At 57.0% G+C, this 2,054-nt stretch carries 2 protein-coding genes; one reads left to right on the forward strand and one right to left on the reverse strand.

Going from position 1 to position 2,054, the window contains the following annotated elements; all coding sequences use genetic code 11:
• Positions 1–152 precede the first annotated feature (152 nt).
• On the reverse strand, positions 153–785 hold the full coding sequence (locus tag AB2B41_RS23175) for a glutathione S-transferase family protein (RefSeq protein WP_367880196.1): 633 nt from the start codon (positions 783–785) through the stop codon (positions 153–155).
• A gap of 223 nt (positions 786–1,008) precedes the next feature.
• Between AB2B41_RS23175 and AB2B41_RS23180 the strand changes: the two genes are divergently transcribed.
• Positions 1,009–1,941 (forward strand): IS5 family transposase, encoded by a 933-nt coding sequence (locus tag AB2B41_RS23180; RefSeq protein WP_367880197.1) that lies wholly within the window; start codon positions 1,009–1,011, stop codon positions 1,939–1,941.
• Positions 1,942–2,054 lie beyond the last annotated feature (113 nt).

Genomic DNA, 2,054 nt, shown 5'->3' on the forward strand with positions numbered 1-2,054 from the left:
CGATTGTTGTAACCTGCATTGGGTGGCTCCTCTCCTAGCAGTTCGTGACAACTGCATTATGGCGCATTGCGACGCCGGTGGAGCAGGAGCCATCCACCCCATCCCGCAAAGTAGCTACTGGAGCAAACCGCAACGATTGACCGCTCGGATCCTCAGGTCGGCGGCAGTGCATGTGTCTCCATTGCGGCCTTGTAGGAACGGCTCTCATTCACAGATTTGCAAAGCGCGCTGAGCTTGGGTCGTGAGCCAAAGAGAGACTGTTTGTCGGCATGCCACTCGGTCAGCATTGTGACGTAAAAGTCCAGTGCGGTCAGACCGCTCGCCAAGAAGTAGGGATCGCCCGCAATCGCATCCTCCATGACATCGAAGAAGGCGTCGTAGTCGACAGCTGCTTTTGCGCCGACCTCCTCGATCGCTTTGCTGCTGTTCGCATAGCGCTCGGGGTGCCCGAGGCGTGCCGCAGTCATGTAGCCTGAGGTCGTCATGACATTTAGCCAAAACAGAAAGTCTCCGCGGCTGTCATCGCCGGGCGCTGGAGCGACCCCACTCTCAGGAAATATCTCGCCTAGCAGCGTAACAATTGCAGCGGTCTCTCCAATCGTCCTGCGATCCGCGTAGCCGAGAGCCGGTATCCGGCCGGTTGGGTTTAGACGCAGGAAATCTGGAGTCCGATGTGCGTCAGCGCCCATGTCCACGTAGTGCAGTCGATATTCTGCACCAATTTCTTCAAGTACTGACTGCACCACAATCGAGCCTGCCAGATATTCCCAATAAAGCGTGAACATGTTGCGTCTTCCCAATAGCTCCGTTTTCGTGGCGACATCCTGTGCCCCAATGCTCAGTATGGGTGGGTGCGATTGCTTTGCACGCGTGATTTCATTTGGCTGCACTAAAGGAAACCTTTAGGCTACCTGTATGCATCTTTCTCATTTGAACGCTCTACGCGGCTTTGTTGCACAAATCCCGCTAGGGATTCATCTCGCGAATCCAGCATGATAGCTGGAGGGCATGAGCAGTTGGGCCCCTACAAAGTACAAGACCACGAACTGGTCGGCTTACAATGACAGCCTGAAGCGACGCGGATCGCTGTCGATCTGGTTTGATCCTGAGATGGTTTGGGTGCCGCCGCCTAGCGGCAGGCGTGGACGACAACAGAGCTTCAGTGATGCTGCAATCCAGGCGTGCCTCACGCTGAAGGTGCTGTTCGGGATGCCCCTCCGGCAGACAACCGGTTTTGTAAAAAGCTTGTTGCGGCTCATCGGCTTGGATTGGTCGGTGCCAGACTTCAGCACCCTGTGCCGCCGCCAGAAAACCCTGAACGTGAGCCTGCCCTATCGCGGAGGCACCGGCCCGCTGAACCTTCTGATCGACAGCACGGGCATCAAAGCTGAGGGTGAAGGCGAGTGGAACGCCCGTAAGCATGGCGGCCCGAAGCGCCGGATTTGGCGCAAGATACATATCGGGATCGACGAAGAAACGCTGGAAGTTCGCGCCGTCGAAGTCACCAGCAGCAATGTCGGTGACGCGCCCATGTTGCCCGAGTTGCTCTATCAAATCCCAGCCGATCAGACTATCGGGTCAGTGACTGCTGACGGTGCTTATGACACGCGCAAATGCCATGACGTGATTGCTGCCCGTAATGCCCATGCTGTCATCCCTCCGCGCAAGAATGCCAAGCCTTGGAAACCCACCAGCGCCGGTGCTATAGCCCGCAACGAGGCCGTCAACGCATCACGATATCTCGGCCGCGCCATTTGGCGACGGTGGAGCGGATATCACCGAAGAAGCCGTGTCGAAACCAAGATGCACTGTGTGAAGTTGCTGGGGCAGAGCCTCATGGCTCGGGACTTTGACCGCCAGGTCGCAGAAATCCAAATCCGTGTTGCCGCCCTCAACAAGTACACCGCTCTTGGCATACCTGTTACTGAGGTCGTAGGCTAAATCCGTCCGGGGAAAGGGGAAGTGCCGTCACGCTCCGATTTGTGCAACATGTATAACCGCCCCGTGCGCAAGAGGTAATTTCAGAGCCGATTTTGGCGCGCCATCGGGTGCTG

Source organism: Sulfitobacter sediminis (genome assembly GCF_040811725.1).
In the GTDB taxonomy this organism is placed as follows: domain Bacteria; phylum Pseudomonadota; class Alphaproteobacteria; order Rhodobacterales; family Rhodobacteraceae; genus Sulfitobacter; species Sulfitobacter sediminis.

Coding starts and splice junctions, on each gene's coding strand:
- AB2B41_RS23180 (WP_367880197.1), top strand. CDS start 1,009: ATGAGCAGTTGGGCCCCTACAAAGTACAAGACCACGAACTGGTCGGCT.
- AB2B41_RS23175 (WP_367880196.1), bottom strand. CDS start 785: ATGTTCACGCTTTATTGGGAATATCTGGCAGGCTCGATTGTGGTGCAG.